Source organism: Nocardiopsis sp. LDBS0036, assembly GCF_041228755.1.
Classification (GTDB): Bacteria; Actinomycetota; Actinomycetes; order Streptosporangiales; family Streptosporangiaceae; genus Nocardiopsis; species Nocardiopsis dassonvillei.
On record NZ_CP141103.1, the window covers coordinates 4,083,611 to 4,109,335 of the forward strand.

General features: G+C 72.9%; 24 protein-coding genes and 1 pseudogene. 6 read left to right on the forward strand and 19 right to left on the reverse strand.

The annotated features are described in order from the left end of the window. Window positions 1-5: 5 nt before the first annotated feature. The 8 genes from UIS43_RS17225 to rfbA all read right to left on the reverse strand — a co-directional run bounded on the left by UIS43_RS17225 (window position 6) and on the right by rfbA (window position 8,705). On the reverse strand, window positions 6-281 hold the full coding sequence (locus UIS43_RS17225; protein WP_071623065.1) for a phosphopantetheine-binding protein: 276 nt from the start codon (window positions 279-281) through the stop codon (window positions 6-8). Then, window positions 278-1,765, reverse strand: coding sequence for an amino acid adenylation domain-containing protein (locus tag UIS43_RS17230; protein WP_013155712.1), 1,488 nt, complete (start codon window positions 1,763-1,765; stop codon window positions 278-280). Before UIS43_RS17230 ends, UIS43_RS17225 begins: the two co-directional genes overlap by 4 nt. Beyond that, window positions 1,762-2,907, reverse strand: coding sequence for an acyl-CoA dehydrogenase family protein (locus tag UIS43_RS17235; protein ID WP_358169505.1), 1,146 nt, complete (start codon window positions 2,905-2,907; stop codon window positions 1,762-1,764). Before UIS43_RS17235 ends, UIS43_RS17230 begins: the two co-directional genes overlap by 4 nt. A gap of 15 nt (window positions 2,908-2,922) precedes the next feature. Further along, window positions 2,923-3,963, reverse strand: a complete 1,041-nt coding sequence (locus UIS43_RS17240; RefSeq protein ID WP_370010843.1) for a ketoacyl-ACP synthase III family protein — start codon at window positions 3,961-3,963, stop codon at window positions 2,923-2,925. A 134-nt stretch (window positions 3,964-4,097) separates the two neighbouring features. Continuing rightward, window positions 4,098-5,597 carry an aromatic amino acid lyase gene (locus tag UIS43_RS17245; protein ID WP_370010846.1) on the reverse strand — a complete coding sequence of 500 codons (1,500 nt, stop codon included), beginning with the start codon at window positions 5,595-5,597 and terminating at the stop codon, window positions 4,098-4,100. Continuing rightward, a complete protein-coding gene (locus UIS43_RS17250) occupies window positions 5,594-6,706 on the reverse strand; it encodes a class I adenylate-forming enzyme family protein (RefSeq protein WP_013155716.1) in 1,113 nt (370 codons plus the stop codon). The genes UIS43_RS17245 and UIS43_RS17250 overlap by 4 nt, the downstream gene beginning before the upstream one ends. Before the next feature lie 113 nt (window positions 6,707-6,819). Further along, window positions 6,820-7,812, reverse strand: coding sequence for a dTDP-glucose 4,6-dehydratase (gene rfbB / locus UIS43_RS17255; RefSeq protein ID WP_013155717.1), 993 nt, complete (start codon window positions 7,810-7,812; stop codon window positions 6,820-6,822). Continuing rightward, the gene (rfbA, locus tag UIS43_RS17260; protein WP_013155718.1) at window positions 7,809-8,705 is read right to left on the reverse strand and encodes a glucose-1-phosphate thymidylyltransferase RfbA; all 897 of its coding nucleotides are present in this window, start codon (window positions 8,703-8,705) and stop codon (window positions 7,809-7,811) included. The genes rfbB and rfbA overlap by 4 nt, the downstream gene beginning before the upstream one ends. 334 nt (window positions 8,706-9,039) lie before the next feature. Between rfbA and UIS43_RS17265 the strand changes: the two genes are divergently transcribed. Then, window positions 9,040-10,248, forward strand: coding sequence for a nucleotide disphospho-sugar-binding domain-containing protein (locus UIS43_RS17265; protein ID WP_049800332.1), 1,209 nt, complete (start codon window positions 9,040-9,042; stop codon window positions 10,246-10,248). Between the two features lie 22 nt (window positions 10,249-10,270). On the opposite strand, the gene UIS43_RS17270 is transcribed toward UIS43_RS17265, so the two are convergent. Both UIS43_RS17270 and UIS43_RS17275 read right to left on the reverse strand, forming a co-directional pair. After that, window positions 10,271-11,521, reverse strand: a complete 1,251-nt coding sequence (locus UIS43_RS17270; protein ID WP_370010851.1) for an activator-dependent family glycosyltransferase — start codon at window positions 11,519-11,521, stop codon at window positions 10,271-10,273. A gap of 43 nt (window positions 11,522-11,564) precedes the next feature. After that, entirely contained in the window at window positions 11,565-12,101 is a 537-nt protein-coding gene (locus tag UIS43_RS17275) for an N-acetyltransferase (protein ID WP_232051606.1), read from the reverse strand. 384 nt (window positions 12,102-12,485) lie between these two features. Between UIS43_RS17275 and UIS43_RS17280 the strand changes: the two genes are divergently transcribed. The 3 genes from UIS43_RS17280 to UIS43_RS17290 all read left to right on the forward strand — a co-directional run bounded on the left by UIS43_RS17280 (window position 12,486) and on the right by UIS43_RS17290 (window position 16,456). After that, a complete protein-coding gene (locus UIS43_RS17280; RefSeq protein ID WP_013155723.1) occupies window positions 12,486-13,067 on the forward strand; it encodes a GNAT family N-acetyltransferase in 582 nt (193 codons plus the stop codon). Window positions 13,068-13,129: 62 nt separating this feature from the next. After that, window positions 13,130-15,649: a class III lanthionine synthetase LanKC gene (lanKC, locus tag UIS43_RS17285; RefSeq protein ID WP_370010853.1), complete on the forward strand. Its 2,520-nt coding sequence runs from the start codon at window positions 13,130-13,132 to the stop codon at window positions 15,647-15,649. 81 nt (window positions 15,650-15,730) lie between these two features. Continuing rightward, a complete protein-coding gene (locus tag UIS43_RS17290) occupies window positions 15,731-16,456 on the forward strand; it encodes a class I SAM-dependent methyltransferase (protein ID WP_013155725.1) in 726 nt (241 codons plus the stop codon). A 6-nt stretch (window positions 16,457-16,462) separates the two neighbouring features. On the opposite strand, the gene UIS43_RS17295 is transcribed toward UIS43_RS17290, so the two are convergent. From UIS43_RS17295 to UIS43_RS17320, 6 genes and pseudogenes are all read right to left on the reverse strand, one after another. Beyond that, complete coding sequence (locus tag UIS43_RS17295) at window positions 16,463-16,849, reverse strand: DUF4429 domain-containing protein (protein ID WP_370010856.1); 387 nt, start codon at window positions 16,847-16,849, stop codon at window positions 16,463-16,465. A gap of 128 nt (window positions 16,850-16,977) precedes the next feature. After that, window positions 16,978-17,226: pseudogene (locus tag UIS43_RS17300) on the reverse strand (DUF4429 domain-containing protein); the annotation flags it as partial. Between the two features lie 22 nt (window positions 17,227-17,248). Beyond that, window positions 17,249-18,253, reverse strand: coding sequence for an ATP-binding cassette domain-containing protein (locus tag UIS43_RS17305; RefSeq protein ID WP_358169516.1), 1,005 nt, complete (start codon window positions 18,251-18,253; stop codon window positions 17,249-17,251). Window positions 18,254-18,326: 73 nt separating this feature from the next. Further along, window positions 18,327-18,884, reverse strand: coding sequence for a GNAT family protein (locus tag UIS43_RS17310; protein ID WP_013155728.1), 558 nt, complete (start codon window positions 18,882-18,884; stop codon window positions 18,327-18,329). A 100-nt stretch (window positions 18,885-18,984) separates the two neighbouring features. Next, window positions 18,985-19,083 (reverse strand): SapB/AmfS family lantipeptide, encoded by a 99-nt coding sequence (locus UIS43_RS17315; protein ID WP_232532409.1) that lies wholly within the window; start codon window positions 19,081-19,083, stop codon window positions 18,985-18,987. A gap of 184 nt (window positions 19,084-19,267) precedes the next feature. Beyond that, a complete protein-coding gene (locus tag UIS43_RS17320) occupies window positions 19,268-19,390 on the reverse strand; it encodes a hypothetical protein (protein WP_013155730.1) in 123 nt (40 codons plus the stop codon). Between the two features lie 316 nt (window positions 19,391-19,706). On the opposite strand from UIS43_RS17320, the gene UIS43_RS17325 reads away from it, so the two are divergent. Both UIS43_RS17325 and UIS43_RS17330 read left to right on the forward strand, forming a co-directional pair. Further along, complete coding sequence (locus tag UIS43_RS17325; protein ID WP_013155731.1) at window positions 19,707-20,309, forward strand: GNAT family N-acetyltransferase; 603 nt, start codon at window positions 19,707-19,709, stop codon at window positions 20,307-20,309. Between the two features lie 49 nt (window positions 20,310-20,358). Then, complete coding sequence (locus tag UIS43_RS17330; RefSeq protein ID WP_013155732.1) at window positions 20,359-21,216, forward strand: ABC transporter permease; 858 nt, start codon at window positions 20,359-20,361, stop codon at window positions 21,214-21,216. Window positions 21,217-21,256: 40 nt separating this feature from the next. Here UIS43_RS17330 and eda read toward each other — a convergent pair whose 3' ends face one another. The 3 genes from eda to zwf form a co-directional block, all read right to left on the reverse strand. Next, a complete protein-coding gene (eda, locus tag UIS43_RS17335) occupies window positions 21,257-21,889 on the reverse strand; it encodes a bifunctional 4-hydroxy-2-oxoglutarate aldolase/2-dehydro-3-deoxy-phosphogluconate aldolase (RefSeq protein ID WP_370010861.1) in 633 nt (210 codons plus the stop codon). Window positions 21,890-22,362: 473 nt separating this feature from the next. Continuing rightward, window positions 22,363-24,213, reverse strand: a complete 1,851-nt coding sequence (gene edd, locus UIS43_RS17340) for a phosphogluconate dehydratase (RefSeq protein ID WP_071623072.1) — start codon at window positions 24,211-24,213, stop codon at window positions 22,363-22,365. Continuing rightward, entirely contained in the window at window positions 24,210-25,688 is a 1,479-nt protein-coding gene (zwf, locus tag UIS43_RS17345; RefSeq protein ID WP_013155735.1) for a glucose-6-phosphate dehydrogenase, read from the reverse strand. Before zwf ends, edd begins: the two co-directional genes overlap by 4 nt. Window positions 25,689-25,725 lie beyond the last annotated feature (37 nt).

A 25,725-nucleotide genomic window follows, 5' to 3' on the forward strand; every position in this document is an offset into this window, starting at 1 on the left:
GCCGCTCAGGCCTCCCCGGTCCTCCCGGCGCACAGCATCGCCGCGATGCTGCGGACGTCGGTGAACGCGCGGGGGTCGATCCTCTCGGCCCGGATCCGCACGCCCAGGCCGGTGTGGATGTGGTTCATCAGGACGGCGGTGTTGAGGGAGGTGAGCACACCCCACTCCCGCAGCGGTGAGTCCTCGGTCAGCTCGCCGTGGGGGTCGCCGTCCAGGAACCGGTCGCGGACGAAGAGCAGGAGGAGTTCCCGCACCTCCTGCTCGCTGGCGTCCTTCGTCACGTGTTCTCCCTCCGCTCCGGAGCACGCGCCCACCGGGCGAGCTCCAGTCTGTCGGTCTTGCCGTTGGGTGTGCGCGGCAGCGCCTCGGTGAAGCGCACCGCGTCCGGGATCATGTAGGCGGGCAGGTGCCGCGAGGCGTGGCGCTTGAGCCCCAGCACTCCCAGCCGGGCGCCCCTCCTCAGGACGGCGAACGCCGTGATGGCCGCCGTGACCCCGCTCCCGGTCACCACGACGGCCGCCTCCTCGACGTCCGGGCTGCGCTCCAGCGCCGCCTCCACCGCCCCCGGCTCGACGCGGTACCCGCGGACCTTGGCCATGTGGTCGCGGCGCCCCAGGAACTCGAACACGCCGTCCTCGCGCACGCGTGCCAGGTCGCCCGTGGCGTAGGGGCCCTCCACGGGCGGCGCCCCCCAGTAGCCGAGCATCACCGTGGGACCGTCCACCACCAGTTCTCCGGCCTCGCCCGGAGCCGCGGGTCCGCCCGTGTCCGCGCGCACCCAGACGCGGTTGCCCGCGGTGGCCCGGCCGATGGGCAGCGGCCTCCCGTCCTCCAGGTCGGCGGGCACCACCTCGTGGAAGGTGCACGCGTTGGTCTCGGTGGGTCCGTACAGGTTGAGCAGCCGTGCGGGGCTCCACTCCGCCAGGCGCCGGGCGTACTCCGGAGGGAGCGCCTCCCCGGCGAAGAGCACGGCGCGCAGGGCCGGAGGCGGGGGCCGGTCGGCGAGCCCGCCGTCGCGGATCATCAGCACCAGCGCCGAGGGCACGGAGTACCAGACGGTCACGCCCTCGCTGTGGACGAGGTCCACGAGCAGGTCGGGCGCGAAGGAGTACCCCTCGGGGATCAGCGTGACCGACGCCCCCGCGCTGAAGGCGGTGTACAGGTCCAGGACCGACAGGTCGAAGGTGAGCGAGGCGTGGTTGGCGAAGCGGTCCCCCGGCCCCGCGTCCAGCTCCCCGCGGGCCCACTCCACGAAGGCCAGGGCGCCCGCGTGGCTCACCGTCACACCCTTGGGCCTGCCGGTGGACCCCGAGGTGTAGAGCACGTAGGCGGGCGCGTCCGCGGGCGCGGTGCAGGCGGGGACCGGCCCGCTCCGCGCCGGAGGGGCGTCGATGTCGAGGAACGCCGTGTCCGCGCCGAGGCGTCCGCGCAACCGCTCCAGGTCCGCGGCGGCGGCGCAGACCACACGCGGTCGGCAGTCCCCGGCGATCCGCAGGACGTGGTCCGGCGGCATGGCGCCGCTGGCCGGAACATGGACGGCCCCCGTCCGGAGCACCGCCTGGGACGCGGCGACGGCGCGCAGGCCCTTCTCCGCCCAGACCAGGACGCGCTCGCCGGGGCCCGCGCCCAGCGCCGCCAGGTCGGCGGCCATGGCGTCGGCCTCCGCGTCCAGCTCCGCGTAGGTCAGCTCCCGGCCCCCGCAGCGCAGCGCGGTGCGCTCGGGCGCCTCGCGCGCGGACCGGCGGACCAGGTCCTGGAGGTTCACAGGCCCTCCCCCCGGGCGATGATCTCGCGCTGGATCTCGCTCGTGCCCGAGACGAGGGTGCCGGGCAGGGCGTCGCGCAGCCGCTGCTCCATCCCCGTGCCGACGAGGTAGCCGGAGGAGCCGAAGAGCTGCACGGCGTCGAGCCCGTTGGCCACGGCCGCCTCGGTGACCGCGACCTTGGCCAGGGAGACGGCGGTGTCGGCCTCCGGCCTGGCCCGGTCGAGCAGCCAGCAGGCGCGGTAGAGCAGGAGGCGGGCGCCCTCCAGCCTCTGGCGCATCGCGGCCACCCGGTGCGAGACCGCCTGGAACTCGCTGATCGGCCGCCCGAACTGCCTGCGGCCGCGCACGTGCGCCGCGACCCTGCCCATCTGGTCCTCCATGGCGCCCAGGTAGATCGCCGGGAGGCAGGCCCGCTCCCAGGCCATGGAGAACTGGAAGACCGCGTTCCCCTGCCCCTCGGCGCCCAGCCTGAGCGAGGCGGGCACGCGGCAGCCGGAGAAGGTCACCGGCGCCGCCGCGCAGGCGTGCAGTCCCGCCTTGCGCAGTGTCGGGCCGACGGTGACCCCGGCCGTGCCGCGCGGCACGGCGAACGCGGTGACGCCGAAGAAGCCCGCCGACGGGTCGGTGACCGCGTAGGCGACCAGGACGTCGGCCTCGGCCGCGTTGCTCACGAAGGACTTGGTCCCGTCGAGCACGTAGCCCCCGTCCTCCGGCCGGGCCGTGGTCGCCATGGCGTTGACGTCGGAGCCCGCGCCCTCCTCGGTCGCGGCGTTGCCCGCGACCAGTTCCCCGCCGGCCATGCCCCGGAGCAGGTCGGTGACCTCCGGGCCGCGGCCGAACTCGCTCATGGGGACGCCGCAGGCCAGCAGGTGGGCGGCCACCGCGAAGGGCAGACCGGCGTCGGGGCAGGCCGAACCGAGGGCTTCCAGGGCGAGGGCGGTGTCGAGCGCGCCGAGCCCGCCGCCGCCCACGGAGGCGGGCAGGCACGCACCGGTCAGTCCGGCCTCGGCCGCGGTCCGCCACTCCTCGCGGGTCAGCGGCTGGTCGTGTTCGCGGGGCGGGGCCCCGCCGAGGCGGTCCCGGACGAGCGCGGCGACGCGCTCACCCCTCTCCCGCTGCCCGGGGGTCGGGTCGAAGTCCACGGTGTCCCTTCCGTCTCAGGAGCCGGACGGGGGTTCGGCGACCCTCACCACGGCGCAGGAGACCGTCATCCCCGATCCGAGTCCGCCCAGGATGACGTGGTCCCCCGGCCCGACCTCGCCCTCGTCCATGAGGTGGCGCAGGCCGATGAAGGGGTCGGCCGCGCCGATGTGCCCGATGGTGCGGCCGTGTTCCCACGTGGAGCGCTCCATCGGCAGGCCGAGGACCTCCATCCAGCGGTGCTCCACCGCCTCGGGGCCCAGGTTGCCGAAGGCCGCCCGGGAGATGTCCCCGAAACCCACCCCGGCCTCGGCCAGGGTCCGGCCCACCAGCAGCATCATCTTCTTCTGGAGGGTGAACCAGGCGATGTTCACCTCCGGGTCCCGCTCGCCCTGCCGGGCGTGGTCACGGGCCCTGGCCCGGAAGTCGAGGAGCGAGCCGGTGGTCGCCGCGGGCGGGAAGTCCGGCTCACCCGAGCGGTGGTGCTGCTCCAGCTCGGGGACGACCATCGACCCCACCGCGAGCACCCGCGCGGGTCCGGGGCGCCGGCCGAGGAGGACGGAGCAGGCGCCGTCGCCCAGTACGAAGGCGCCCGACCGCCACCGGTCGACGCCCGGGGTGCCGAAGTTGTCCGCGGCGACGAGGAGCGCCGTCGCGTCCTCGGGCGCCTCCCTCAGGTGGGGGACGCACAGCTCCATGGCGGTGAACAGGGCGTTGCACCCCTGGCGCACCTCGGCGGCGATGACGTCGCCGCGGACCAGGTGGTGCTGGAGGTGGTACTGGGGGAACCAGCCGTCCGGGCCCTGGTGCCAGGTGTCGGCGTACAGCAGGACACGCACGTCGTCCGGGCTGGCCCCGGCCCGCTCGAAGGCCTCGCGGGCGCTGCGCAGCGCCATCTCCGGCGCGGGCAGGTCGTCGGCCACGGCGGCGCCGACCATGTCGTGCACGGCGGCCTCCTCCGCCGTCGTGAGGCCCCGTTCGACCGCGGACCGCACGCTCACCCGGGTCTCGGGCAGGTACACGCCGAGGCCGCGGATCCATAGTTCTGGCGTCTTCAAGGGGAACCCTTCCTGTCCGGTCGCGGCGGGCGGCCGGGGCCCGCCCGGATGCGCGCCCGGTCGGCGGCGCGCCCCCGGACCGGGGCGCGGGACGAAGGTAGCGAAGGGCCGGAGCGCGCCCGCCCCGGCCGCCGTCACAGCTCAGGCAGGGGCCACCGGCCGGCTCTGCGGGCGGCCTCCTCGGCCAGGGCGTCGCGCACGGCCCGCACCTCGGCGGCCAGGGGGCGGTCGCGGTCCAGCGGCGGGCTGAGCTCGGCGATCCGGGCCCACGGCCCCGCCTCCTCGGACCGGCCCGAGAGCGCGGCGAGCTGCGCCAGGCCCACGCCGAGCGAACCGACGACGAGCCAGGCCAGCTCGATCGCCTGGGCCACGGAGTTGGCGCCGTTCAGCGCCATCGGCACGTGGTCCTGGTTGCCGTTGTTGCAGGGCAGGGCGGTGAGGCTGGCGGGCGTCACGAGCTGGCGGATGCGCGAGACGAACGAGGTGGCGCTCACCTGGACCCCGGCCAGACCGCTGCCCGCGCCGGGCCGGGGGGTGAGCATGGGGGGCAGGCCCCCGTTGGTCTCCGAGGCGCAGAGCAGGGAGAGCTGCCGGTCGGCCAGGTAGGCGACCTGCTGGAGGGCCAGGCCGATCTGGTCCGAGCACAACCCCACCGGCATCGCGTGGAAGTTGCCCCCGTGCAGGACCTCGTCACCGTGGCTGACCGGGTTGTCGGTGGTCCCGACCGCCTCGCGCAGCAGGATGCGCGAGGCGGCGGAGAGCTGGTCCAGGACCGCGCCCAGCACCTGCGGCGCGCACCGCAGGCTGTAGGGCTCCTGGAGGGGTCGCGAGGGCGCGCGCTCGGCTCCGGCGGGCAGGTCGGACCTGATCCAGGCCGCGACCGCGGTCTGGCCCGCCTGTCCCCGGGCCTCGGCGACACCGTGCGCGTACGCCTGGGGGTTGGCCCCCAGCAGGTCCGCCATCCGCGCCGTCATCATCGCCGAGGCGCGCACGACGTCCTCGACCTGCTGGTGGTTGTGCAGGGTCACCGCGAGGCTGACCCCGCTGCCGTTGACGAAGGAGAGGGCCTCGCGGGCGCTCCAGCGCACGGGGGCGGCGCCCAGTCGGGCGAGGGCCTCGTCGGCGGGCACGCGGGACCACCGGCCGGGGCCGTCGGACACCCACGCCTCCCCCTGCCCGGCGAAGGCCAGGGCGGCGCTGGCCAGGGGCTGGAGGTCGCCGCTCGCGCTGACGGTGCCCTCCCGCGGGATGACGGGTGTGAAGCCCCGGTTCCACAGGCCGACGAGCTCCTGCCAGAAGTCGACCGAGACCGCCGAGTAGCCCCGGCGCATGCTGGTGAGGCGCAGCGCGACCACGAGCCTGCTGACCTCGGGCGGGAGCGGCTCGCCCTGGGCGCTGCCGAGGTGGGAGATGAGCCCCTCCCCCTGCTCGCCCGCGGACTCCGCCGCGGGGAAGGCCACGAGCGGGCCGAAGCCGCGCGTGACGCCGTAGACGTCGGCGCCCTCGGCCAGGTGCTTGGCCATGGTCGTGGCGCTGGCGCGCATGCGCGAGAGGTCCTCCTCGGTCCATCCGATGCGCGCGTCCGGTTCGGCCTGGCGGAGGACCTCGGCCAGGCTGCTCGGCGTAGGCGTCAACTGTCCACTCCTTCGGGGCGGGCGCGCGTCGGCTGCACGCGCCGTAGTTTGCCTGTCTCGGAGCGGTCGATCCGCTCCACCGCGCACACCCTCCGGGGGCGGTACGCGATCTGGTCCAGGGCCCGCGCCATCTCGTCGGCGCCCGGGACGCCGTTCTCCCCCGGTACGACCAGCAGGTCGAAGTGCTCCCCCGTCAGGGGGTCGCGCACCGGGACGCAGGCGAGGTCCTCGCATTCCAGGGCGCCGGCCAGGGTCTCCTCCATGGCGTCCAGGTCCAGGCGGCGGCCGTTGACGTTGACCAGCCGGGTCCTGCGCCCGGCGAAACCGAAACCGCGCTCCCCCACGCGGACCACGTGGTCGTCCATGCGGCACTCGGGGCCCGCCGTCCCGTCCTGGGGGCGGGCCAGACGGGGGCTGCGCACCACCAGGGGCGCCTCCGCCGCCGGGGCGGCGGGCCCGCCGCCGAACTCGACGTCGGGGAAGAGGCGCCACGGCGGGTCGTTGGGACCCCACACCCGGTGGGCGACGCCGCCGGTCTCCGTGGACCCGAAGATCTCCACCAGGCTCGCCCGGTCCCCCAGACCGGCCATCAGGTCCACCGCGCTCTGCGGCAGGACCGCCGTGCTGTGCACGAAGGCCAGGTGCTCGGCGGAGGCGAGCCACTCCCGGCGCTGCCGCAGGATGCGGAAGGTCCAGGGGATGGCCATCACCGCCCAGCGGCGGCCGTCCACCGGCGGGAGCGGCGCGAACTGGGAGACGTACCAGACCGGCACGCCCAGGTAGGCGGGCACCAGCACGCTGGCGAGCATGCCGTAGACGTGCCGGGGCGGGGCGAAGGACAGGACCGCCTCCGGGCGGTGGCCGACCACCAGGTCGGCGAGCAGACGGGCCTCGTCCATGAGCTGCTCACGGGTGCGGAACCAGGACCGCGGCCGCCCCGTGCTCCCCGAGGTGAAGAACTCCGTCTCGGGCGGGAGGAGTTCGGCGAACAACCGGTCGACCGGTTCGTCCGCCTCGTCCCAGCGCACCGTCCACGGGCGCTCGGTGAGTTCGGGGGCCCTGGGCAGCTTCGCCATGAGGTCGCCGGGGGTCAGCTCGTCAACCGCCACGTGAGTCCTGATCCGATCGTGGTCGTGTCCCGGACCGGTCCGGGAGCTGTGCGGATGGGGCGCGCCCGCGGGTCGGTGTCCCGCCGGCGGGACGCGGCCCGGGGCGGAGCCCGTCAGTCGTCCTGCTGGGGGAGGCGCTTCTTCAGCGGCTCCCACCACGCGCGGTTCTCCGTGTACCAGGCGACGGTGCGGGCCAGCCCCTCCTCGAAGGAGACGGAGGGGCGGTACCCGAGCCTGGTCTCGGCCTTGGAGCCGTCCACGGAGTAGCGGCGGTCGTGGCCCTTGCGGTCGGCCACGAAGCGGATCATCGAGCCGTCGTGGCCGAGCAGTTCCAGGAGCGCCTCGGTGACCTCCAGGTTCCGCTTCCCGACCGAGCCGCCGATGTTGTAGACCTCGCCGGGCTCGCCGTGCTCGGCCGCCAGGGCGAGGGCGTCGCAGTGGTCGTCCACGTGGACCCACTCCCTGACGTTGCCGCCGTCCCCGTAGAGGGGGACCGGGACGCCGTCCAGGAGGTTCGTCACGAAGAGGGGGATCATCTTCTCGGGGAACTGGAAGGGCCCGTAGTTGTTGGCGCAGCGGGTCACGCAGACGCGCATCCCGTAGGTCCGGTGGAAGGACCGCGCCAGCAGGTCCGAGGCGCTCTTGGAGGCCGAGTAGGGGGAGTTCGGCTCCAGGGGGTCGGTCTCGACCCAGGACCCCGTGCTGAGGGTTCCGTAGACCTCGTCGGTGGAGACGAGGACGAAGTTCTCCACGCCCTCGTTGAGCGCGCTGTCCAGCAGGTGGAACGTGCCCACGACGTTGGTGCGCACGAAGCACCCCGCGTCGGAGATGGAGCGGTCGACGTGGGTCTCGGCGGCGCAGTGGACCACGGTCGAGACCCCGCGCATGAGGCCGCGGACGAGCTGCTCGTCGCAGACGTCCCCCTGGACGAACGTCATCCGGGGGTGGTCGGCCACGGAGGCGAGGCTCTCCGTGGTGCCCGCGTAGGTCAGTTTGTCCAGGACCACGACCTCGGCGTCCGCGAAGCGCGGATAAACGCCTGCGAGCACGCGCCTGACGAAGTTCGAACCGATGAATCCGGCTCCACCGGTGACCAGGATCTTCATACGCCCGCACCCTGCCATACCCCGGCCGCCCGGCGGGCGGCCTCCATGACGTACTCGCCGTAAGGCGAATTCTGCATTTCCTCCCCAAGGCGATAGCACTCATCGGCCCCGATGAAGCCCATGCGCAATGCGATCTCCTCAAGACAGGCGACTCGGACTCCGGATTCCCGGGCCATGGTGGACACGTACCGGCCCCCCTCCAGCAGGGATTCCTCCGTGCCGAGGTCGAGCCACGTTATCTCGTTCCCCATGGTCACGAGTTCGGCTCTGCCCATTTCCAGATAGGCGCGGTTGACATCGGTGATCTCGAGTTCTCCGCGCCCGGACGGCTCGATCCGCTCAGCGATGTCTACCACGTCCTGGTCATAGAAATAAAGCCCGGTCACCGCGTAGTCCGACTCCGGCTCGGAGGGCTTCTCCACCAGGGAGACGAACCTGCCCTTTTCGCCGAAGCCCGCCACGGCGTAATGCCGGGGGTCGCTCACCTTGCACCCGAACAGCGTGCAGCCGGAAGTGGAGGCTGCGGCCCTGCCGAGGAGGTCCGGAAACCCTTCGCCGTGAAATATGTTGTCGCCCAGGACTAGGGCGCTACGGGTTCCGCGAATGTGGTCCCGCCCGATGAGGAGCGCCTCGGCTATACCCCTGGGCTCTTTCTGGACCGCGTATTCGATCTCTATTCCCAGATGGCCGCCGTCACCCAGGGCCTGCTGGATGAGGGGGAGGCTCTCTGCGTTCGATATCACCATGATCTCCCGGATTCCGGCCATCATGAGCACGGAAACCGGATAGTAGAACATCGGCTTGTCATAAACCGGGAAAAGGTGCTTGGAGACGCTTCGCGTGGTGGGGAATAGGCGGCTCCCAGTACCGCCTGCCAGCACAATGCCTTTCATGGTGACTCCCAACGGTGGCCGAACATCGATATTGCTGGGCAAGCACACCACGGATGCGACGTGGTGCTTTGGTCAGCGGCCTGGACCCGGCACTCGGTGCTAGGCTCTCCGAACCTCTCCCGAAGGAATCCTCACAACAGTACCGTCACGCTGCCTCGGGAGAGGAGAACAGTCCGGAGTGCAGCACCCGCAATGAACATGGCGCGGGCCGGACTTGTCAAGGATCGATGTCGGCTTTCACTCCTCGGAACATCGGGTCATCGAAATCTCGGAAGTGGGGAACACGTTGCGAATCGTCGTCGCGGCTTACGCGGACAAAGCTTATTTCTTTAGCATGGTGCCGACGGCGTGGGCACTGCGCGCCGCCGGGCACGAGGTCCGGATCGTCACCCAGCCCTCCATGACCGAGGCCGCGGCGGAGACGGGCCTGACCGTGGTCCCGGTCGGCGGCGACCACACCCTGGCCGAGGTGCTGGCCCACGCCCGCGATCAGCAGGGCGAGTCGATCTTCGACCTGGCCGAGGAGCGGCCGGAGATGCTGGTGCCGGAGAAACTGCACCACGCCTACGAGGAGTACGTCACCTGGTGGTGGAAGCTCGTCAACGAGCCGATGGAGCGGGACCTGGTCGCCTTCTGCCGCGAGTGGCGCCCCGACCTCGTGCTGTGGGAGCCCAACACCTACTCCGCGGCGATCGCCGCGGAGGCGTGCGGCGCCGCGCACGGGCGGTTCCTGTGGAGCGTGGACCTCTTCTCGCGCATGCGGCGCCTGTACCTGGGGGCCGCCGACGCCACCCCCGGACCCGACCCGCTCAGGAGCTGGCTGGAGGAGAGCGCGGACCGGCACGGGGTGGCGTTCTCCGAGGACCTCGTACTCGGCCAGTTCTCCGTCCACCAGATCCCGGAGGCGCTGCGGCCGCGCGAACTGGAGAAGACGGGCACCCACCTGAGCGTGCGCCCGGTTCCCTACGCCGGAAGCGCCGTTCTGCCCTCCTGGGCACGGGCCGGGTCCGAGCGGCGGCGCGTCCTGGTGGACTGGGGGTCCTGGAGCAGGACGGCCGAGGGCGCCGCCGCCCTGGTGGACGTCATCGACGCCTGCGCCGAGATCGGCGCCGAGGCCGTCGTCCTCTCCCCCGCCTCCCGCAGGGACTCCCTGCCCGCCCTGCCCGAGGACGTGGTGGTGACCGACTCGGGGGCGGCCCACATGCTCATGGGCTCCGGCTCGCTGATCGTCCACGGCGGCGGCTTCGACGTGTGCTGCAACGCCGTGGTCGAGGGACTGCCGCAGCTGGTCGTGCTCAACACCGAGCAGTTCGACGCCGCTCCGCTCTCGCGGGCGCTCCGGGAGCGCGGGGCCGCGCGCGTACTGGCGGTGGAGGAGGTCCTCACCCGGGGCGTGGACGACCTCCTCACGGAGCTCCTGGACAGCGGGGAGGTACGCGCGGCGGCCGGGCTGGTGCGCGACGAGGCCCTGGCCGTGCCCGCCCCGGACCAGGTGGTGCCGGAGCTGGAGCGCATCGCGGCGGCCCGTGGCGGCGGCGTCTGAGTGCTCCTCCCGCGGTCCGTGTTCAGGTGCGGGTGAGGCCGGCGAGGGTGTGGGCGAGGTCGGCGGGGGTGGGCATGGCGTCCATGCGTGCGCGCAGGGCGCGGGCGGCGCTTGTGTGGCGGGGGTCCTCCAGGAGGGTGCGCACGCCTGCGGCGACGGTGGCGGCGTCCAGGCGGTCGGGGTCCACGACCCTGCCCGCCCCGGCCTCCTCCACCAGCCCCGCGAGGACCGGGATGTCGAACATCCGGGCGTTGGGTGACAGGAGTTGGGGGACTCCGTGGGCGAGGCCGGTCAGGACGGTGCCGGGGCCGCCGTGGGTGACCATGGCGGCGCAGGTGGGGGCCAGGGCGTGCAGGGGGACGTACTCGACCAGGCGGGCGTTGCCGGGGACGGCGCCGAGCTTGGCCTGCTCACTGGCGGGCAGGGTGGCCACCACCTCCACGTCCAGCTCGGCCAGACCCTCCAGGAGGGTCGCGACGTCGACCGTGTAGCCGCCCAGGCGCAACGCCGCCGTCGTGCCGAGGCTGAGTCCGATCCGGGGGCGGTCGGGTTGTGTGCGCAGCCAGTGGGGGACGACGGCGCGTCCGTTGTAGGGCACGTAGCGCACCGGCAGGTACTCCAGGTGCGCGGGCGTGTCCACCCGCAGGGACGCGGGGACCTGCTCGACGGTGGCCTGGCCGTGGACCAGGGTCTCGGAGAAGTCCACGCCGTACCGGGCCGCCCTGGTCCCCAGCCACGCGGCCAGGGGGTCCTCCCGCTGTGAGGCGGGCTGCTCGCCCATCCGCGCCAGGAAGGTCCGGCGGACCCTGCTGAACAGGTCCACGCTCCACAGGTGGCGCACGTGTGCGGCACCGCACGCCTGGGCCGCCACGGGGGCGGCGTAGGTGGACGGCTCCCACACGACCAGGTGGGGGCGCCACTCGCGGCAGAGGGCGACCAGGTCGTCGAACATGGGGTCGTTGACCGTCCGCCACCACCAGGTGACCACCCCGCGGTAGCCCTGGAGGAGGTGGTCCCAGGTCAGGACCTCGTCGCGGTCCTCGGCCATGTCGAAGTCCAGGTGCCGGTCCGCCCGGCCGTCCCGGCTGATCCTGGCGAAGTGGTGGTCGCGGCCCACGGCGGTGAAGGGCAGCCCCGCCCCCGCCGCGACGGACTCCAGATGGGGCTGGCTGGCCACCCGGACCTCGTGGCCCGCGGCGCGCAGCGCCCACGCCAGGGGCACCAGCCCCAGGAAGTGGGTCCGCTCCGCCTGCGTCGCGAACAGCACCCTCATCCCGGCGCTCCCCGCCGGAGGGGACCCGTCCTCGGGGCCGCGCTCACGCCGCCCTCCCGGCCGCCGCGTCCCGGACGTAACCGGCCCCGTCCGCGTCCCACGCCTCCCGGTAGACGGCGAAGATCCGCGCCGAGCGCAGCCGTTCGCCGTCGAGCACGTACTCGGAGAGCGTCCCCTCCCGGTGCACCTCGACGCCGCTCGCCCGCAGGGCGGGCAGCCCGCTGTCGACCACCCAGAAGTAGACCTTCCGGATGTTCCACATCGCGAAGGCGTAGTTCACGGCGAGGGCGTGGGCGTGGGCCACGCCCTCTGAGCCCAGTACCTCCGGGTCCGCGGCCACGGAGCACTTGACATAGCGCCCCAGCGGATTGAGGGAGTGGAGGGAGGCGTAGCCCCCGACCCTTCCCGACCCCGGTTCCTCCACGAGGAACTGCGCGGCCACGCCCTCGAACTCCTTGGGCCACAGGGACGCGAAGACGTCCCTGCTGGGAAGGCCCCCCAGCCCGTGCCGCGAGAGCTCGTCGTGGACCGCCTCCCCCGACCTCTCCGCCGTGGAGGCGAACCTGACGGCGCGCGTCACGATATGCGGAAACACGATCTCCTGCACCACATCTCCCGTCGCCCCGAACGGGGCAGAGAAAAGCGCTGTGAAGAATGGATTTCTCCACAGCGCATCAGAGGAATCAGCTGCAACCGACGTAGCTGAGACCGCTGTTCAGCAGAACGGCTTCATCGAGGACGGTGTCCATCTCCTGAAGGGACAGAACGTCAGAGAGAACCATGGCTGGCCTCCTTTCCTTCGCGTGGGCCGACACTGGCGGGACAGAACCTAGGACAATTCCTCCGGCTCGACAAGAAGGCGGACCGGACCGGGGCCCCGGACGCGGCGGCTGTCCCGCCGGCGGGACGCCGCGCGGCGGGAGGGGGGATCCGCGCCTCGGCGCGGACACTAGGGTGTGGCGCCATGCTCACACTGCACCTGGAGACCCCGCGTATCAGGTTCGGTCCCATCGCCCCGGAGAAGGTCGGAGAACTCTACGACCTCCTCGTGGAACTGGGCCTGGAAAGCCTTCCGTCACGAGACGCCTTCATCGAGTCCTACCACTCGGTGGCCAAGCGCTTCGTCGACGTATTCGAGATCCAATTCCGCAGTACGGGCGAGGTCCTCGGTTTCGCGTCGATTCGCGAACACGATCCGGCGGGGCACGTGAAACTGGGCATCTTCATGCGCACGGACCGTCTTCCCGTGGGTGTGGGGGCCGAGTCCATGATGATGCTCGTCAACTACGCCTTCGCCCACTGGGATTACCTGCGGAAGGTATACGTTCTGACGACGGACGCGAGTCTGGGGAAATTCGGTTCGGCGCTCGCCACCACCCCCCGGGAGGCGTCCCTCCCCCGGCACGTCTACTTCCAGGGCCGTTTGTGGGACCTGCACTTCTACTCGGTCTCCCGCGCCGCCTGGACCGCCAAAGGGGCGCCCATCCTCGACCGGATCGCGCGCGGACCGCGTTCGAGACGGTCCGAGGGCCCGGACCGCGGCTGAGCCGCCGCCCGCGAGCCGGACGCAGCACCCGCCACACCGCCCATCCCGGAGGGAAGCCCCCCATGCTCGACCTGGTCGAGATGTACACGCTCGCGGACCCGTTGTTCTTCGAGGAGCCGAGCAGGCTCACGGACGACTCCCCCAACGCCCTCGTGGCCCCGGCGGACCTCTCCGTCACGAGGCTGGACCCGCCCCCGGGTTGGCGGCGCGAGCGCGACGGCCTGTGGCACGTCGTCTCCCCGGAGGCTCCGGACCTGCCCGAGCAGGGATGGAAGATCCACGTCTCGGCGACCGTGGACAACGCGGACGCGGTCTGCCGCGAGGTGTGGGACCACTGCACGGAGCACGGCCTGGTGTTCAAGTACCTGCTGAACAGGAACATCCTGGTCGCGGCCAACACCAAGTACGCCCCCCGGGCCTCCAGCGGCAAGCTGCTCACCGTCTACCCCCGCGACGAGGAGGAGCTGGAACGGACCCTGCACGCGCTCTCCGCGCGCGTGGGAGGGCAGCCGGGCCCCTACGTCCTGAGCGACCTGCGGTGGGATCGGGGGCCCCTGCACGTCAGATACGGCGCCTTCCGCCAGATGTGGTGCCTCGACGAGCACGGTTCCCGGGTCCCGGCGCTGCGCGACCCCGACGGAGCGCTGGTGCCGGACCGCCGGCTGCCCTCGTTCACCCCGCCTCCCTGGGTGGTGCTCCCCTCCTTCCTCCAGCCGCACCTCGACGCCCGCTCCACCGGGGAGCGCGTGCCCTACCTCATCGACAGGGCCCTGCACTTCTCCAACGGCGGAGGGATCTACCTGGGACGCCGCGAGGAGGACGGGACCCGGGTCGTGCTCAAGGAGGCCCGTCCCCACGCCGGGCTCGACCGCGAGCTGCGCGACGCGGTGTCCCGCCAGACACGGGAGGAGGAGAACCTGCGGCGTCTGGACGGGGTGCCCGGCGTGCCCCGGTTCCTGGACAGCTTCACCCTGGGCGGCCACCGCTTCCTGGTCCAGGAGTACAAGGAGGGCCGGACCCTGGGCTCCTGGTGCGCCGTGCACCACCCCGGCGTCACCGAGGCGTACGCCGACGCCGACTCCCTCGCCGCCTTCACCGGGCGCGCCCTGCGCATCCTGGGCCGGTTGGAGGCCATCCTCGACGCCGTCCACGACCGCGGCCTGGTCTTCGCGGACCTGCACGCCAACAACGTGCTGGTGGACGAGGACGACGAGGTCTGCCTGATCGACTACGAACTGGCCTTCGACGCGAAGAGGGAGGGGCACCGGGCGCCGCTCGGAGCCCCCGGGTTCGCCAGCGCCGACCGGGTCGGCACCGCGGTCGACCGGTACGCCCTGGCCGCGACCCGCCTGTCGGTCTTCCTGCCCTTCTCCCGGATCACCGCCCTGTCTCCGCACAAGGCCGCGGAGCTGGTGGACGTGCTCCGCGAGCTCTACCCCGTCCCCCGCGAGTGGGCCGACGAGATCGAGCGCGAACTGGTCCCGGAGCGCCCGGAGGAGGCCCCCGGGCGCCCGCCCGTGTCCCTCGGCTCCGTCGCGGCGGGCATCACCGCCTCCGCGACCCCGGAGCGGACCGACCGGCTGTTCCCCGGGGACCTCCAGCAGTTCCTCTCCGGCGGTTACGGCGTGGCCCACGGCGCGGCCGGTGTCCTGTGGGCGCTGGAGCGCGCGGGCGGGGACCGCTTCCCGGAGCACGAGGAGTGGCTGGTCTCCGCCGCGCGGCGGCTGCGCTCCCCCGGCCAGGGCTTCTACGACGGCGTCAGCGGCCTGGCCTACGTCCTGGACCACCTCGGCCACCGCGACGAGGCCGACGACCTGCTGGAGCGCCACGCCGGGGACGAGTGCGGCGGGATCTCCCTCTTCTCCGGCATGGCGGGCGTGTGCGCCGCGCTGGTCCACCTCTCCCGGGGCGGCGCGGGCGACGCGCGCATGACCCGCGCCCTCGCCCTGGGCGGGCGGCTCTCGGAGGCGGTCGCGGAGGCGGAGGCGGCCACGGAGCCCCCGAGGCCCGGACGCGCGGGGCTCATGCGGGGATGGAGCGGCGTGGCCCTGGCCCTGCTGAACCTGTACCGGGCGACGGGGGACGGCCTCTGGCTCGACACCGCGGCGCGGGCCCTGCACCTGGACCTGGACCAGTGCGTCTCGGCCCCGGACGGCACCCTGCTGGTACGCGACCGCGGGGCGCGGGCCCTGCCCAACATCGACGCCGGGGGGCTGGGCGTCGCCCTGGTCGTCAAGGAGTTCCTGGAGCACCGCGAGGACGGGCGCTGCGCCGAGAGCCTCCCCGCGCTGACCCGTTCGTGCCACACCCTGCTGTACGCCCAGGCGGACCTGTTCCACGGCAAGGCGGGCCAGGTGGCGGCGCTGGCCCGGCTGGGCGGAGCGCCCGAGGCGCTGCGCTCCCGGATCGCCGAACTGGAGTGGTACGCCCTGCCCTTCCGGGGGCAGACCGCCTTCCACGGCGGCCGGGTGCCGCGGCTGTCGATGGACCTGGCCACGGGCGGAGCGGGCGTACTCCTCGCCCTGGCCGCCGCCGAGGGGGGCGGCCGGCCGTTCCTCCCCTTCTTCTCCGAGGCCCCCTAGGCCGCGGAACCGGACCGGACGGTCCGCGGCCGGGGCGTCAGGCGCCCCGGGTCCGCCGACCATGGACGAAGGACCGATCGGATGTACGACACCTACTACGCCGCCGTCTACGACGCGGTGATGATCCACCGGGGCAAGGACTACGCCGCCGAGGCCGACCGGATCGGCGAGATCGTCCGGGAGCGGCGGCCCGGCTCCGCCTCGCTGCTGGACGTGGCGTGCGGGACGGGCCTGCACCTGCGCGCGTTCGCGGAGCGCTTCGACGAGGTGGCGGGCCTGGACGGGTCGCGGGAGATGCTGGCGCTGGCCCGGGCGCGCGTCCCGGGCCTGCGGACCTGGTGCTCGGACCTGCGGGAGACGGCGCTGGAGGCGCGTTTCGACGCCATCACCTACCTGTTCGCCGTCCCGCACCTGGAGTCGGAGGCGGAACTGGCCGCCGTGGTCCGGTCCCTCGCGGACCACCTGAACCCGGGAGGGCTCCTCCTCCTGGAACCCTGGATCGGCCCGGACGGTTTCACGCCCGGGTACGTCTCACGGGACGTGGTGGAGGACGGCGACCGCACGATCATGCGCCTGTCCCACTCCGCCTCCGTGCCCGGGCGGCGCGACCGGATGTCGATCGTCGTGCACTACGCCGTGGCCGACCCCGCGGAGGGGCTGCGCCACGCCACCGAGTCGACGGAGATGTCCCTGTTCACCCCGGAGCAGTACGCGGCGGCCTTCGAGGGGGCCGGGTGCGAGGCCGAGCACCTGAGGACCGAACCGTTCGCGCACGGGCTGTGGGTGGCCCGGCGCCGCGACGGCTGATCCGGCTCAGCGCTCCTCCCCCTCCGGCAGCGCGCGCCGGGCGGAGCCCCCGAGTTCCCCCCGCCGCGCCGACGGGTGGGGGAGCCGCGCGGCCACTGCCGTGGCCACCGCGGCCGTGGTCCCGCCCTCGTAGTCGCGGCCCCACTGGCTCCAGTGGACGGAGAAGGGGTCGTACCGGGGCTCGGTGCGGTCGCCGCGGCCGTCCGCCGTCACGAACCTCAGGCTGCCGTCGTGGCCGCCCGCCACGGAGGTCCACCGCACCTCGGCGATGTCCTCCAGCGCGAGCTGCTGGGGGCCCGCCGCGCGTTTGGCCGCCTCCGCCTTCCAGTTGGGCCTGATGTAGACGTGGGTCCCGTCGAAGACGACGGACGCGTCACCCGCTTCGGAACGCACCGGAGCCCCGGGGGCCCCGACCAGGTACCGGTCCGGGGCGCTCTCGGGGGCAGGGCGGCGAGCTCCTCGGTGACGGTCTCGGCGAAGTACTCGGCCACCAGGACGCGGGAGCGGCCGACCCTGAGCTGGTACGGATCGCCCCTGCGGGCCAACAGGCCCCGGGTGACCTCGGTGAAGGGGTCGGCGCCCGGGCGGAGGTGCACCCGCAGGGTCCCGCCTCCGCGCCGGGGTTCGAGGACGACGCCCGCCAGCGCGGGCAGCGGCAGCGAGACCACGCCCAGGGCACGGCGCAGCTGGTGGGACCTGCGGCCCGGAGTGATCCACACGGCCGCGCCGTCGAAGGACCACGAGCCGTCGCGCGCGCTTACCTCAGCCATGCCGTCATCGTAGGGGGAGAGGTCACCGCCCGGCCCCCTCGACGGAGGGCTCGGCCCCCCGGCCGCGCTCCTCCGCGGGGGTGTTGATGCCCCGGCCGGTGTGGGCGAGGAAGACGTCGTCCAACGAGGGCGACCTGACCTGAACCGACGTGATCTCGGTGTCCGCCTCGGCGAACAGACGGGGGACGAACCGGCGCCCGTCGGCCACCGTGAACCAGACGGTGTCGCCCTCGACCACCGGGGCCGTGTCCAGGATCGACCGGAGCCGCTCGCAGAGCGCCCCGGGGTCGCGCGCGACGATCTCCACGCGGTCCCGCCCGATCCCCGCCTTGAGTTCGGCGGGGCTGCCGACCGTGACGATCCCACCGCCGTCGATGATGGCGATGCGGCCGCAGTTCTCCGCCTCCTCCAGGTAGTGCGTGGTCATGAGCACGGTGACGCCCTCGCGCTCGTTGAGCTCCCTGACCCGGTCCCAGATGGCCTCCCTGGAGCGGGGGTCGAGCCCGGCGGTCGGCTCGTCCAGGAACAGCAGGCGCGGACCGTGCAGCAGCCCCCTGGCGATCTCCAACCGTCGCCGCATACCGCCGGAGTAGGTTCCCGCGAGCCTCTCCCGGTCCTCCCACAGGCCCACGTCCCGCAGGGCCCGGGAGACCCTCTCGTCGACCTCCCCCGGGGGCACCCCGTAGATCTCCGCGTGGAACCTGAGGTTGTACCAACCCGTCAGGTAGCGGTCGAGGGTCTGCTCCTGGAACACCAGGCCGATGCTGCGGCGCACGTCGGGCCGCTCCCGGACGATGTCGAAACCCGCGATCGAGCCCGTCCCGGAGGTCGGTGTGACCAGGGTCGAGAGCATGCCGATCAGCGTGGACTTGCCCGCTCCGTTGGGCCCGAGGAGGCCGAACAGCTCGCCGGGGGCCACGTCCAGGTCCACCCCCCTGACGGCCTCGACCTCACCGAAGCGCTTGGTCAGTCCGCGCGCGCGGACCATGGCCCGCGGGCCGGAGCCGTTCACCGACGTGTTCTCCAACAGTCCTCCGTACGTAGGGCGCCCCGTGTCGGGCGCGCGGACGCGGGCGCCCCGGCCCCGCGGGCCGGGACCCTCACGCGGGGTCCGCCCGGCCGACGCGCCCGTCGACGAAACCGGTCCCGGTCCGCTCCCACGCGTCCCGGTAGACCGCGAAGACGCGGGCCGTGCGCAGTGTGCCCCCGACGAGCACGTACTCGGGCAGGGAGCCCTCCAGCCGGACCTCGACCCCGGTGCGGCGCAACGCGGAGGGGTCCTCCTCCAGGGTCCACAGGTAGAGCTTCCTGAGGTTCCACATGGAGAACGCGTAGTTGACGGTGAGCGCGTGGGCGTCGGTGGCGCCCCGCGGTCCCAGGACCGCCTCGTCCGCCGCCAGGGAGCAGCAGCCGTGACGCGCCTGGAAGTTGAACCCGTGCAGGGAGGCGTAGCCCGCGACGCGCCCGGAGCCCGGGACGCGCACGAGGAACTGCGCGCCGACCTGGTCGTACACGCCCGGCCACAGGGCCTCGAACACCTCGCGTCCGGGCACTCCGGCCACGCCGTGCCCGACGAGTTCGTCGTACACCCTGCCACCCCTCCTGGTGTCGGTGGGGTCGAGCACGGCGTCGGCGGAGCCGGTGTGGGGGAAGATCATCGGACACGACCTCTCGCGGGCCGGGTCGTACACGCCCGGCCGGACGTCGGGGAGAGCGCCGCGGAGCAGGACGCCTCCGCGGCGCTCCCGTGGGGGGGGACTAGGCGGGGCGGACGATCACGTCACCGCTGCATCCGACGAGGCTGAGTCCGCTGTTCAGCATGGTGCTCTCGTCGACAGCGATCTCGAAACCCTGCAAATCGAGAACGTCGGAAAGGGGCATGTTCCCTCCTCGGAAGAGAATGGACGGGGGTGCCGGCACGAAAGGAACATAGAAGAACTCGGGACCACCCACAAGAGAGGTTCCCGCGCTCTCCCGAACAGCTCCCGTCCTCCTTTGGTGGGATCATCGGCAGAACCCCTTCCGCATGGCGCGCCAGGCCTCAGGCAGGCCTGACGATGACGTCGCCGCTGCAGCCGACATAGCTCAGACCGCTGTTGAGGAGGGCCTCCGCCTCCAACCGCACGCCCAGGGACTGGAGGGAGAGGACATCGGAAATGATCATGGTTCGACCTTTCTCGGATGCTTTTCCGACAGGACTCGCCAGAACCTAGGCAAGGGTTTCCGCGGGCGCAAGGGAAAGGCACGGAACCGCACGTCCCGCCGGCGGGACGTTTACGCGCGCGAGGCCCGCGGACCCTTCCCGGACGCGCGACGCCCTTTCTCGGGATTTCACGCGAGGACGTTCAGGGGCTTTCTCCCGCCCTTCCGCGCCGGTCACGCCATGGGAGCGCTCCCACAACCGGGGGCGCGTGCAAGGATGGCCTCTCCCCCGGGCTGCCACGCCCGACGGTCCCACGGAAAGGCCAGGGCAGTCGGCGATGATCCCCCTCCACCTCGAAACCCCCCGTGTCCGGTTCCGCCCCATCGGGGAGGACAACGTCCTCGGGCTGTACCAACTGCTGCTGAGGCTCGGGATCGAGACGCTCCCGGCCCGGGACAGCTTCGAGTCGTCCTTCAGGGCGCTGGACGGTTCGGACGTCACCGTGCTCCAGATCGAGGCCGCCGGGAGCGGCGAGGTCCTGGGGTTCGCCTCGGTCCGCGAGCGCAGCCCGGCCGGACACGTGAAGATCGGCATCTTCATGGACCCGGACGGACTCGCCGTGGGGGTCGGCGCCGAATCCATGATGCTCCTCGTCAACTACGCGTTCGCGCGCTGGGACGACATCAGGAAGGTGTACGCGCTGACCACGGACGCGAGCCTCATGCACTTCGGTTCGGCGCTGTTCGCCACGCCCAGGGAGGCGACGCTCCCCGGCCACGTCTACTTCCGGGGACGGCTGTGGGACCTGCACTACTACTCGGTCTCCCGGGACCACTGGCTCCAGACGGGGGCCCGGCTCCTCGCGCGCATCACCGGGGGCCGGTCGCGACGGGAGGGCGGCCCGGTGGGGATCGGCTCCGCGCCGGTCTGGACCGAGTAACGGGCGCCCGGACCGACCACCCACCACCACGAGCAAGGACAAGGACCAGATGACGGCCACGCGACGGCGCCCGCTCCCCACCTCGCCCTTCGGGCTCGGCCACGACCTGCGCACGGTCCGGGTCGTGCTCAAGCGCGACCTCTTCCGCTTCGTCCACGACGTCAGCCGGGGCGTGGCGATGCTGCTCCAGTCGGTGATGTGGCTGTTCGTCATCGGGGTGGGCTTCGGCTCCCTCATCCCGAGGGGCGAGGACGACCTCCCGCTGACCGCCGTGATGTTCCCGGGCGTGGTCGTCATGACCGTCATGGGGACGGCGGTGTCCGCCGCGGCGACCATCGTCACCGACCGCGAGGTCGGCTTCCTGCGCGGAATGCTCGTCGCCCCGGCCAAGCGCTCCGCGCTGATCCTGGGCAAGATCCTCTCGGGCGCGGTCCTGGCCACCCTCCAGGCCAGCATCATCCTGGCGGTGGCCGGCCTGGCGGGCGTGCCCTACGCGCCGGGGCTGATGCTGACCCTGTTCGGGCTCACCTTCCTGGTGGCGCTGACCGCGTCGGCGGTGGGCGTCCTCATCGCGATCTCGGTCCGGGGCAGTGAGGCGTTCATGGGGATGGCCCAGCTGGTCATCTCCCCGCTGGTCCTGCTGTCGGGCGCCATGTTCCCCATCGGGAACCTCCCCTCCTGGCTCACCGCGATCACACTGGTCAATCCCGTCACCTACGTCGTCGACCCCATGCGCCAGGCGGTCTTCGCCCACCTGGACACCTCACCGGAGACCGAGGCGCTGTTCAACCCCGGCATCTCCTGGTTCGGTTGGCAGATCCCCTGGGCGGCCGAGGTCGCCCTCGTGGCGGGCGTGGGCGTCCTGCTGGTCTGGCTGACGGTGGTCAGGTTCGGCGACTCCGAGTAGGAGGCGCCCCGGCCCCGCCGGGGCCGGGGCGCGGGCGGCGCTACAGGGCGGCGGCCTCCCTGGCCAGACCGGTGATCCGCTCCCACTCCCCCGCCGCCACCAGGTCGGCCGGGGTCAGCCAACTGCCGCCCACGCAGCCCACGTTGGGCAGGGCCAGGTAGGTGGGGGCCGACGCGACGGTGATGCCGCCGGTGGGGCAGAACCGCACCTGGGGCAGGGGCCCCGCCAGCGACTTCAGGAACGCCGCGCCGCCCGAGGCCTCGGCCGGGAAGAACTTCATCTCCGTCACCCCGCGCTCCAGGAGCGCCAGGGCCTCGGACACGGTGCCCACGCCGGGCAGGAAGGGCAGGCCCGTGTCGGACATGGCCGACGCCAGCCCGTCGGTGCACCCGGGGCTGACCAGGAAGCGCGCGCCCGCCCTGGCGGCCGCGGCCGCCTGGGCGGGGGCGGCCACGGTGCCCGCGCCGACCACGGCCTCGGGCACCTCGGCCGCGATCCGCTCGATGGCCTCCAGCGCGGCCGGGGTCCGCAGGGTCACCTCGATGCCCGGCAGGCCGCCCGCCACCAGCGCGCGGGCCAGCGGCACGGCGGCCTCGGCCTCCGAGACGACCACCACCGGCATCACCGGGGCCAGGTCGAGGATGTCGGCGCCCGAACGGGGGTTCGTCGTCATCTGAATCCTTTCGAGAAAACTCTGGCCTTCAGGCCAGAGAGGAATCGGGCTCCTGCGGAGCGGGACGGTCAACGGTCGTGCGCCCCCGGGCGAATCACCATCCACCAAAATCACCGAACCCGCCAACCACCACTCGAACCGGTGATAGCTTGCTTCGCGTCGGCTCAGACGAGAACCACATCCGGGCCTCCTACTGCCGGGCTGGCAGAAAGTCAGGTCTGTGGAGCTGATGTAAGACCGATGGGCGGCACCCCGTCCCCCGCCGTTAGTTCGGGTCGGCAACCGGCTACGAAGCAGAAAGCTCAACCCGCGAGGGAAGAATCTCCCCGCTTCAGCTGGGAGAGAAGTCAAGTCGTGTTCTCTCCAGGATCGGTCGAAGGTCTGGGGCGGGCGCGCCGCGGCCGCGGGGGCGTGCGGGGCGGATGTCCGCCGCGCGCCCCGGGCCGGTCCCCCGGCGCGCCCGGGTCGGCGGTTCAGGATCCGAAGACCCCGGCGCCCTTCTCCGCGGGGCCGACCGCGCCGCGCAGGGCCGCGAAGAGCTCCCGGCCGGTACCGGTGGCGGAGTCCACGGTGGGACGGGCGGGCTCGCGGCCGGTCAGGTCGGCCAGCACCTCCAGTGTGCCCGTGGTGGCGTCCAGGAGGATGGGGTCGCCGTCGCGGACGTAGGCCAGCGCGCCGCCCGCCTCGGCCTCGGGGGACACGTGGATGGCGGCGGGCACCTTGCCCGAGGCGCCCGACATGCGGCCGTCGGTCACCAGCGCCACCTTCTGGCCCCGGTCCTGGAGCACGGCCAGCGGCGGCGTGAGCTTGTGCAGCTCGGGCATGCCGTTGGCGCGCGGCCCCTGGAAGCGGACCACCGCGACGAAGTCGCCGGTCAGCTCCCCGGCGGCGAACGCCTCCTGGAGTTCGGCCTGGTCGCCGAAGACGCGGGCCGGCGCCTCCACCACGTGCCGCTCCGGCGCGACCGCGGAGACCTTGATGACGGCGCGGCCCAGGTTGCCCGACAGCATGCGCAGGCCGCCGTCGGGGGCGAAGGGGTCGTCCGTGCCGCGCAGGACGGAGGTGTCGCCGCTCTCCTTGGGCCCGTCGACCCAGGTCAGCTCGCCCCCGTCCAGGCTCGGGACCTGCCGGTAGCGGCCCAGGCCCTCGCCCATCAGGGTGCGCACGTCCTCGTGGAGCAGTCCGGCGTCCAGCAGGGAGCCGATCAGGTGGGCCATGCCGCCCGCCTCGTGGAACTGGTTCACGTCGGCGGCGCCGTTGGGGTACATGCGGGTGAGCAGCGGCACCACCTCGGAGAGGTCGGCGAAGTCGTCCCAGGTCAGCTCGATACCGGCGGCGCGGGCGATGGCGACCAGGTGCAGGGTGTGGTTGCTGGAGCCGCCGGTGGCCAGCAGGGCGACCACGGCGTTGACGACGGCCCGCTCGTCGACCTGGCGGCCGACGGGGTTGTAGGAGTCGCCCAGGGCGGTGCGGGCGAGCACGCTGCGCCCGGCCTCGGCGGTCAGGGCCTCGCGCAGCGGGGTGCCCGGCTGCTCGAAGCTGGCCCCGGCCAGGTGCAGGCCCATGACCTCCATGAGCATCTGGTTGGAGTTGGCGGTGCCGTAGAAGGTGCAGGTGCCGGGCGAGTGGTAGGCGGCGGACTCGGCCTGGAGCAGCTCGCGGCGGCCCACCTGGCCCTCGGCGAAGCGCTGGCGCACGCGGGCCTTGTCCTTGTTGGGCAGGCCCGAGGGCATGGGTCCGGCGGGCACGAACGCCACCGGCAGGTGGCCGAAGGACAGGGCGCCGATCAGCAGGCCCGGCACGATCTTGTCGCACACGCCGAGCATCAGCGCGCCGTCGAACATGTCGTGGGACAGGGCCACGGCGGTGGCCATCGCGATGACGTCCCGGCTGAACAGGGACAGCTCCATGCCCGCGCGGCCCTGGGTGATGCCGTCGCACATGGCGGGCACGCCCCCGGCGAACTGGGCGACGCCGCCCGCCTCGGCCACGGCGGCCTTGATCACGGCCGGGTAGGACTCCAGCGGCTGGTGCGCGGAGAGCATGTCGTTGTAGGCGGAGACGATCGCCAGGTTGGGCGTGACGTCGCCGGACAGCTTGAGCTTGTCCGAGACGCCGCAGGCCGCGAACCCGTGGGCGAGGTTGGCGCAGCCCAGGGCGGAGCGGGCGGGGCCCTCGGCCGCCGCCGCGTCGATCCGCGCCAGGTAGGCGGACCGGGTGTCGGCGCTGCGCTCGGCGAGGCGCCGGGTGACGTCTGCGACGACGGGGTGGACGGCGGGTCCGTACCCTGCGTTGTCGGCGTCGTCGGGGATGTGCGCGGTCATCGGGGTCGCTCCTCTTCGTACCACGTACGGCCTGTTCGGCCGATGAGCCGGTGCGCGCCCGCGGGGCCGGCGCTTCCGGCTGGATAGGTCTCGGGGGTGGTGCTCAGGCCGTTCCACGCCTCGATGACGGGGTCCACCCAGCGCCAGGCGGCCTCGACCTCGTCGCGGCGCATGAAGAGGGTGGAGTCACCGGCCAGGACGTCCGTCAGCAGCCGCTCGTAGGCCTCGGGCGAGCGGGTGGCGAAGGTGTCGGCGAAGCTGAGCTCCAGCGGGGCGGGCCGCAGCCGCAGCGCTCCGGCGCCGGGCGTCTTGGCCAGCATGGTCAGGTGTATGCCCTCGTCCGGCTGGAGCCGGATCACGAGGCTGCCCGCGCCGGGCAGGTTGGTGCCGGGGAAGATCGTGTGCGGCACCTCGCGGAAGCGGATGACGATCTCCGAGCGGGCGTGCGACATGCGCTTGCCGGTGCGCAGGTAGAAGGGCACTCCCGCCCAGCGCCAGTTGGCCACCTCGGCGCGCAGGGCCACGAAGGTCTCGGTGTCGCTGAGGGCCGGTCCGCCGGGCTCGTCGAGGTAGCCGAGCACCTCCGAGCCGTGGACGGAGCCGCGTCCGTACTGGCCGCGCACGGTGTCCTCGGCGACGCGGTCCCCGGTGAGGGGGCGCAGCGATTGGAGGACCTTGAGCTTCTCGTCGCGGACGGAGTCGCGGTCGTAGCTGGCCGGGGGTTCCATGGCGGTCAGGCACAGCAGCTGGAGCAGGTGGTTCTGGACCATGTCGCGCATGGCGCCGGAGGTGTCGTAGTAGCCCCGGCGCCCGCCGACGCCGACGGTCTCGGCGGCGGTGATCTGGACGTGGTCGATCCAGCGGGAGTTCCACAGGGGTTCGAGGAAGACGTTGGCGAAGCGCAGCACCAGCAGGTTCTGCACCGTCTCCTTGCCCAGGTAGTGGTCGATGCGGTAGATGCGCGACTCGTCGAAGACCGCCCCCACCGCGTCGTTGACGGCGCGGGAGGAGGCCAGGTCGCGGCCCAGGGGCTTCTCCATGACCACGCGGGAGTCGGGGGTGACGAGCCCGGCGTCGTCCAGGCCGCGGCAGATCGCGCCGGAGATCATCGGCGGGACGGCGAGGTAGAAGACGCGGTCGCGGCCGGGGGCCAGGGCGGCGGTGAGGTCGTCCCAGCCCGAGGGGTCGCCGCCGACGTCCACGGTGACGTGGGAGAGGCGCTCCAGGAACCGGTGGAGCACGTCGGGCTCGGCGACCTGGACGGCGTGGTGACCGCGGACCGCCGAGGCGGCCTTGTCCCTGAGGTCGGCGTCGGTGAGGCCGTCGCGCGAGACGGCGACGACGCGGGTCCCCCCGTCCAGGTGGCCGTCGCGGTCCAGCAGGTACAGGGAGGGGAGGAGTTTGCGCATGGACAGGTCGCCGGTACCCCCGAAGACCACCAGGTCGGTGGCACGGGACGCGGACTGCTGCGGCATCTTCGGTCTGCTCCAGCGGGGAGGGAAGGGGATGGGG

Bases quoted from the DNA above. Each gene is read 5' to 3' on its own strand.
- zwf (WP_013155735.1), bottom strand. From the start codon at position 25,688: ATGCCGCAGCAGTCCGCGTCCCGTGCCACCGACCTGGTGGTCTTCGGG.
- UIS43_RS17270 (WP_370010851.1), bottom strand. From the start codon at position 11,521: ATGAGGGTGCTGTTCGCGACGCAGGCGGAGCGGACCCACTTCCTGGGG.
- lanKC (WP_370010853.1), top strand. From the start codon at position 13,130: ATGCTCGACCTGGTCGAGATGTACACGCTCGCGGACCCGTTGTTCTTC.
- UIS43_RS17325 (WP_013155731.1), top strand. From the start codon at position 19,707: ATGATCCCCCTCCACCTCGAAACCCCCCGTGTCCGGTTCCGCCCCATC.
- UIS43_RS17320 (WP_013155730.1), bottom strand. From the start codon at position 19,390: ATGATCATTTCCGATGTCCTCTCCCTCCAGTCCCTGGGCGTGCGGTTG.
- UIS43_RS17265 (WP_049800332.1), top strand. From the start codon at position 9,040: ATGGTGCCGACGGCGTGGGCACTGCGCGCCGCCGGGCACGAGGTCCGG.
- edd (WP_071623072.1), bottom strand. From the start codon at position 24,213: ATGACCGCGCACATCCCCGACGACGCCGACAACGCAGGGTACGGACCC.
- UIS43_RS17310 (WP_013155728.1), bottom strand. From the start codon at position 18,884: ATGATCTTCCCCCACACCGGCTCCGCCGACGCCGTGCTCGACCCCACC.
- rfbB (WP_013155717.1), bottom strand. From the start codon at position 7,812: ATGAAGATCCTGGTCACCGGTGGAGCCGGATTCATCGGTTCGAACTTC.
- UIS43_RS17280 (WP_013155723.1), top strand. From the start codon at position 12,486: ATGCTCACACTGCACCTGGAGACCCCGCGTATCAGGTTCGGTCCCATC.
- eda (WP_370010861.1), bottom strand. From the start codon at position 21,889: ATGACGACGAACCCCCGTTCGGGCGCCGACATCCTCGACCTGGCCCCG.
- rfbA (WP_013155718.1), bottom strand. From the start codon at position 8,705: ATGAAAGGCATTGTGCTGGCAGGCGGTACTGGGAGCCGCCTATTCCCC.
- UIS43_RS17290 (WP_013155725.1), top strand. From the start codon at position 15,731: ATGTACGACACCTACTACGCCGCCGTCTACGACGCGGTGATGATCCAC.
- UIS43_RS17330 (WP_013155732.1), top strand. From the start codon at position 20,359: ATGACGGCCACGCGACGGCGCCCGCTCCCCACCTCGCCCTTCGGGCTC.